Below are 5,444 nucleotides of genomic sequence, written 5' to 3'. Positions count from 1 at the left end.
TACGGCTGCGCCGGTCGTTGGAACGGCAAGACCCACACCTGCAAGGGCGGATGGGTGCCGCTACAGGCCCAGCAGACCCCCTAGGAAGCCCGTATAGCGCAATTCAGGGGCTGACCCCCACCAACCCCCACTTCTACCCCGCCAAGCATCTCCACGCTCGCCACGGGCGCTCCGATCGCGATGGCGCGGATTCACATCCCGACGCACGCGGCGACTAGCCGCGTTCTTTGTTCTTCTTCTGTTCCTTCTGATCTAATGATCGTCCACCAGCCTCGTCGGTCGGGCGTGGCCGTTCATTAGATCATTAGAGAGAGCACAAAAAATGTTCTCTTATTACAATGGCTTACGAGGGGGGGGTGTGACTCCTAGGAGTCACAGGGGTGTGACTCCTAGGAGTCACAGGTCTGTCCTATAACTTGACAAGCAAGTCGCGTTTTGCGACCGGTGTTTGTCCAGTTTTTCGACACCGGAGTCACACCCCTGTGACAGATACGCGCACTTTACCGGCTGCCCCTTCTTCGTCCGGATCATGGGTCCAAACAGATCGGGCTACCCACGAGGCATGGGCGCGGATGTCGGTCAAGAGTCCGCGCGCTTCTGCCCTGCTGCATGTGCTCGTTGCGCGGATCGGCCAGCACAACGCGGTGGTGGCGTCCCAGTCCGTCTTGGCGAAGCTCATGGGCTGCAACCGGCGCACCATCGTCCGCGCCATACAGGACCTCGTGGAAGGTCGTTGGATCGAAGTCCGCCAGATCGGAGACCGGGGGACTGTGAACGCCTACGTCGTCAACGATCGGGTTGCGTGGCACGGGCCGCGCGAGGGACTGCGCTACTCGCTGTTTAGCGCGACCGTGATCCTCGCTGAAAGTGAGCAGCCGGACGGGGGCGAACTGGGGCAGCAAGAGCCGTTGAGGAAGTTACCTCGGCTGTTCCCGGGCGAACGTCAGTTGGCAGGAGGTGAGGGCGAGCCACCACCTAGCGAGCCGTCGCTTCCCGGCATGGAACCGGACCTCCCTGCGATGCTCGAACCTGCCGATCGGGGGCCAATGGACGAACCTCAAAGCATCGGCTCGCTCACAGGAACCTTGCTGGGCAGGCTGGGCGATGCGTAAACCAAGGTTTACCCCTTACCCCTATACTGGTTTACGCTGGTTGCCCCTATGAGTTTATCCCCCGCAGAGGCGGCAAAGCACGTCGGCCTGACCAAGCAATCTGTCATCAAAGCCATTCGCTCCGGGCGTCTTTCTGCCATCAAGGACGCGAGCGGGGGATGGCTGATCGAACCCGTCGAACTTTTCAGGGTATGGCCTGCCGTAAACCAAGACAGGGGTAAGGTTACCCCTCAGGTTGACGCTGGTTTACCCCCCGAAAACAGCGAGGTTGTCACCCTGTTGAAGGCCCAAATCGACCTTCTCCGCTCTCAACTGGATGACGTGCGCGCCGATCGCGAGGACATCCGGGCTGATCGCAACCACTGGCGACAAATGGCTGAACGCGGTCTGCTCACCGATCAACGCCCGCCGCCCGAGCGGACGTCGGTTGCTGCCTCGGAAATGGCGGAGAGCGTCGAGCCGACGCTACCCCCACCTCTTTCTTCCACGGGTGGGTTCTGGTCCCGCCTATTCGGTCGCCAGGGCGACAGCCCTAGCGAGCAGTGAGGATCACATGGACGACGTAGAAACTCCAATCGAGCGGCCCGACGTGATCGTGCCTGACACCGGCCCGCTGATCCATCTGGCGCAGACCGACGCCCTGCACCTGCTACACCAGATCGGCGGGCGTGTAGTGGTCGCCGATATGGTCGCGTTCGAGGCAACGCAGGACATGACCAAACCCGGAGCGCAGGACATACAGGACTGGCTCGACGCGGGTCAGAGGCCCGACAGCAACGCGCCGGTGCTGGTCGCCTCGACCGAGATCGGCAGGCTGTTCGCCAAGGCTCGCACCGTCGATCCCACCACACGCGCCAAGGATTCCGGCGAACTGGCAATCATGCAGTGGCTGGGAAGCTATGTGGACTACCATAGCGATGCCAGCATCCTCATCGTCTATGAGAACGGCAAGATTCCGCGCTTCGTCCGCGAAACGGGGCTGGATATGGCGACGGACGTGCTGACCACGCGCGCCTTCCTCGAACTGGCTGAGCGGCGCGGGATCGTAAGCAGCGCCGAGGATGTGTGGCAGCGCATCGTTGACGTGGCTCCTACCGCCAATCCTCAAGTCGCTACCATGTCGATCCGGAAGCCAAAGCAGGACCGCGACACCTGAAGGTCGTTTCTTAAAATTAAAATCAGGGGTAATTATGGTCGTATTACTAATCATAGTGCTGGTTGTGGTTGGCTTCATATACATGAGCGCAACTGGGAAAGCTAAGGCTAGAATGCACTACGCTAATGAGCGAGGTGCAATTCGCGATTCGCAGCAAGGTTTGCTTCGCAAGCCTACTTGGATCGACACACCCAAAGAAAAAGTTTTCTTCGAACAAGTCGTCGATATTTCCCAGAAAAAGGGAGTTTCGAAGAACTTTGTTATGAAGGGGTTCATGTCTCCTGATGCGGCAGAAGCTCTATTTTCTCATGTGGCTCATATGGAAGCGCGAGGAAGCTCTTTTACGGAGCAGGTTATCTCCGGCGCGGATTACGTTGCCGAAGCTTGGGGCCAGCTTCCAAGTGACGTCCAGCGCGACTTCTCATCGAAAGATAAATTGGGCGTTATCGGACTATTTTCCTAAAGACCGTGCCCGTCCTGCCTCGGCTCCCATGTGTTACATCGGCCCATGTTGCGAAAGAAGTACGTAAGCCGAACTATCTGGCTGCCATCACGTCCAACTACGTCAAGTGCGACAGCCGACAGAGGGGTGGCGAGCTTGCGCCATTCGAGATCATACGCTTCCACGGGAGGGCGTACATTCAAAGTAGCGTAATCCATTTCAGGATTGACGCGCGTAGGCTTGCCGTACTTCGCAAGCAATTTGGCAATAGAATCCCGTTTTGCTTTAGCTTTAGACCATGTTGAGTACGGCTCCGTCTCTCCATAAACAGCGCAAACGCCTGTAGAAGGAGTGGCCATTACCCAATAGTCCCTGAAGTTCGAATTAGGTTCTGGAACCTGCACCCTATAGGTCTTCTGACCCTCTTTTTTTAGAACCTTAAGGTCCAAGATATTAGCGCCTTGTCCGATCCCAAAGTGCGATGCTGTGGCTGCGGTCGGGATAAGGTACAAGATAAATGCGCAAGCTAGTTTCTTCATACGTATAACTGTAGCAGGTTTTTCAGACAGCGCCCCTCACTTCGTGACGTAGCTCTAGCAACACGCTACCGGCTCAAGCCTCGATCGCGTTGCAGGACCAGCTCGCGATCGCGCAGCTGCTGGTCCACGGCGCGGGCCATCTGCGGCTCGCGCTGGATCCGCTCGATGTACAGATCCTTGGTATGCTGGTCCGCCCCGTTGTAGGCGTCCACCGCCTTGCGCAGCGCCTCCGGGGTCGCCCGCCAGTCGCTGCTCTGGTCGCCGTAGCCGTGGGCGCCCGCCTCGCGCCGCGCCGCGATCGTCCTGAACCGCTCGGCCACCCGCTCACGCTCGCGCGCCTGCTGACGCTCCTGCGCCACCTCACGGGCGCGCTCGGCGGCTAGCTGGTCGCGGCGCTGCGCGTCCGCTGCCTCGCGCCGATCACGATCGACCGCGCCGCTCAACGTCGCCGCGAACCCGTGCAGCCGATGCGACACCCGCTGCCCCACGTCGCGCAGCCACTCCGTCCCCCGGTCGATATACTGACGCAGGCCGCGCCGCTCGAGGACGCCGGCGTTGTGCTGCCCGACCTTCGTCGCCGGCACATGCTCGCGCCCCTCGCGCTGCGCCGCCCGCTCGGCCCGGCGCTCCATCGCCACGACCCCCGGTCCCATGTGTACCGTCGCCTCCTGCTCGATGCCCTGTCGCTGGAAGCTGCGATGGTCGACCCGCTCGTGGACCTGCGCCCGCTCCAGCGCCGCGTTCTGCATCTCCGCGAACCGCGCCCGCCAGCGCTCCACCTCCCCGCTGGTCTTCTGGTCCAGTTCGCGGGTCTTCTCGCCCAGCCCCTCCGCGCCGATCCGCCGCGTCGTCGTCAGCAGGTGCGCATGGTGGTTGCGCTGGTCGCCCTGGCGACCAGGTGCGTGGATCGCCACGTCCACCGCCACCCCATGCCGCTCGCTGATCTCGCGTGCGAGGCCCAGCGCGAGGTCGCGCCGCTCGTCGGCCGACAGTTCGGCCGGGAGCGCGATTTCATATTCCCGCGCGACCGTCGAGTTCTTGCGCGTCTCGGCCCGCTCGGCGGCATTCCACAGCGCCACCCGGTCCTGCACCCAGTCGGGCGCATCGGCGGGGGCGACGATCTCGCGATGTTCGATCCCCTGCTTGCGGGTGTAGTCGTGGACGATGCCGGTGCGCTCGTCCGCGATCTCCACGCCCGCCCGGTAGGCCGCTGCCGCCGTCGCGCTGCGACCGGCGGACCGGCCTACCGTTTTCACCGCAAGATGGAAGCTCGCCATCGCCACGCACTCCTTGCCATGTGGCAACATGGCGCGGGCGACAGCCCGCTGGGGTTTGGGGCTACGCCCCGACGCACGCAAACGCAAGTTTGCATAAGTGCGCCATTCCCTCCCTACGGTCGTTCTGGTGGTGTCCCTCGTTGTTGTGCGATATGGTGCCTCGCGTTCGTGCTTTCACACGGAGAAGCTATGGCTCGCCCAACGCTCGAATCGATCGAGAAGGCCCAGCAGCGGGTCGATCAGGCCAAGGCCCGGTTGCAGGCGCTTCAGGCTCGTGCATCTGCCCTCGATCGCAAGGCCGATGCCCGCCGCAAGATCATCCTCGGCGGCCTGCTCCTCGATGCCGCGATGAAGGACGCGGAATGGGAGAAGCGGCTGAACGTGCTGATGGACCGGATCAGCCGCGATCAGGACCGCAAGGCGTTCGACGGATGGACCTTCCGGGGTGGCACCGGCGATGGCTGAACCCTTCGACCCGTCCGAATTCGACGCAGGTCCGCCCTCCAGCGATCCCCACGCCGACTACCGCACCCTGCTCGACGCCATGCGCCGCGCCGGGGCCGAGGGGATCGCGAAAGAGGTAGGCGCACTAGCCCGCCAGATCGAGCAGGACGCCCGCCAGCGCGCCGACTGGGGCCGGACGGTAGGATCGGAGGTCCGCGACCTGCAACGGGCCGCAGCGGCGCTCCAGCGGGCCAGCACGGGCATCTGGCTCGATCGATTGAAGGAATGGCTCTGGGCCGCCCTGATCGGGCTGGGGCTGATCTTCGCCGCGGCCCTCGCCTACCACTGGGCCAAGGAACCCGTCATCGAGCAGCATCTGTACGGCTGCGCCGGTCGTTGGAACGGCAAGACCCACACCTGCAAGGGCGGATGGGTGCCGCTACAGGCCCAGCAGACCCCCTAGGAAGCCCGTAT

7 protein-coding genes are annotated in these 5,444 nt (G+C 62.6%); 6 read left to right on the top strand and 1 reads right to left on the bottom strand.

The window, feature by feature from the left end; translation table 11 throughout:
* Window positions 1-572 precede the first annotated feature (572 nt).
* The 4 genes from GGR45_RS19380 to GGR45_RS19365 are packed head-to-tail and all read left to right on the top strand — an operon-like array spanning window position 573 to window position 2,731.
* Complete coding sequence (locus tag GGR45_RS19380; protein ID WP_122973185.1) at window positions 573-1,112, top strand: helix-turn-helix domain-containing protein; 540 nt, start codon at window positions 573-575, stop codon at window positions 1,110-1,112.
* 48 nt (window positions 1,113-1,160) lie between these two features.
* Window positions 1,161-1,658 (top strand): helix-turn-helix domain-containing protein, encoded by a 498-nt coding sequence (locus GGR45_RS19375; protein WP_082049436.1) that lies wholly within the window; start codon window positions 1,161-1,163, stop codon window positions 1,656-1,658.
* Between the two features lie 7 nt (window positions 1,659-1,665).
* The gene (locus tag GGR45_RS19370) at window positions 1,666-2,268 is read left to right on the top strand and encodes a PIN domain-containing protein (RefSeq protein WP_043061565.1); all 603 of its coding nucleotides are present in this window, start codon (window positions 1,666-1,668) and stop codon (window positions 2,266-2,268) included.
* A gap of 34 nt (window positions 2,269-2,302) precedes the next feature.
* A complete protein-coding gene (locus GGR45_RS19365; protein WP_175310277.1) occupies window positions 2,303-2,731 on the top strand; it encodes a hypothetical protein in 429 nt (142 codons plus the stop codon).
* 583 nt (window positions 2,732-3,314) lie between these two features.
* Here GGR45_RS19365 and mobQ read toward each other — a convergent pair.
* Window positions 3,315-4,526: a MobQ family relaxase gene (gene mobQ / locus GGR45_RS19360; protein WP_175310276.1), complete on the bottom strand. Its 1,212-nt coding sequence runs from the start codon at window positions 4,524-4,526 to the stop codon at window positions 3,315-3,317.
* Between the two features lie 189 nt (window positions 4,527-4,715).
* Here mobQ and GGR45_RS19355 point away from each other — a divergent pair, with 189 nt between their 5' ends.
* Both GGR45_RS19355 and GGR45_RS19350 read left to right on the top strand, forming a co-directional pair.
* Window positions 4,716-4,991 carry a mobilization protein gene (locus GGR45_RS19355; RefSeq protein WP_043061563.1) on the top strand — a complete coding sequence of 92 codons (276 nt, stop codon included), beginning with the start codon at window positions 4,716-4,718 and terminating at the stop codon, window positions 4,989-4,991.
* Window positions 4,984-5,433, top strand: a complete 450-nt coding sequence (locus GGR45_RS19350) for a hypothetical protein (RefSeq protein ID WP_175310275.1) — start codon at window positions 4,984-4,986, stop codon at window positions 5,431-5,433. Before GGR45_RS19355 ends, GGR45_RS19350 begins: the two co-directional genes overlap by 8 nt.
* Window positions 5,434-5,444: the final 11 nt, after the last annotated feature.

Origin of the sequence: Sphingomonas zeae, from assembly GCF_014197135.1 — a bacterium.
GTDB classification, from domain to species: domain Bacteria; phylum Pseudomonadota; class Alphaproteobacteria; order Sphingomonadales; family Sphingomonadaceae; genus Sphingomonas; species Sphingomonas zeae.
The sequence above is the reverse complement of the archived record's forward strand: the minus strand, read 5'-3'. Positions and strand labels throughout refer to the sequence as shown.

Coding starts and splice junctions, on each gene's coding strand:
- GGR45_RS19380 (WP_122973185.1), top strand. CDS start 573: ATGTCGGTCAAGAGTCCGCGCGCTTCTGCCCTGCTGCATGTGCTCGTT.
- GGR45_RS19375 (WP_082049436.1), top strand. CDS start 1,161: ATGAGTTTATCCCCCGCAGAGGCGGCAAAGCACGTCGGCCTGACCAAG.
- GGR45_RS19370 (WP_043061565.1), top strand. CDS start 1,666: ATGGACGACGTAGAAACTCCAATCGAGCGGCCCGACGTGATCGTGCCT.
- GGR45_RS19365 (WP_175310277.1), top strand. CDS start 2,303: ATGGTCGTATTACTAATCATAGTGCTGGTTGTGGTTGGCTTCATATAC.
- mobQ (WP_175310276.1), bottom strand. CDS start 4,526: ATGGCGAGCTTCCATCTTGCGGTGAAAACGGTAGGCCGGTCCGCCGGT.
- GGR45_RS19355 (WP_043061563.1), top strand. CDS start 4,716: ATGGCTCGCCCAACGCTCGAATCGATCGAGAAGGCCCAGCAGCGGGTC.
- GGR45_RS19350 (WP_175310275.1), top strand. CDS start 4,984: ATGGCTGAACCCTTCGACCCGTCCGAATTCGACGCAGGTCCGCCCTCC.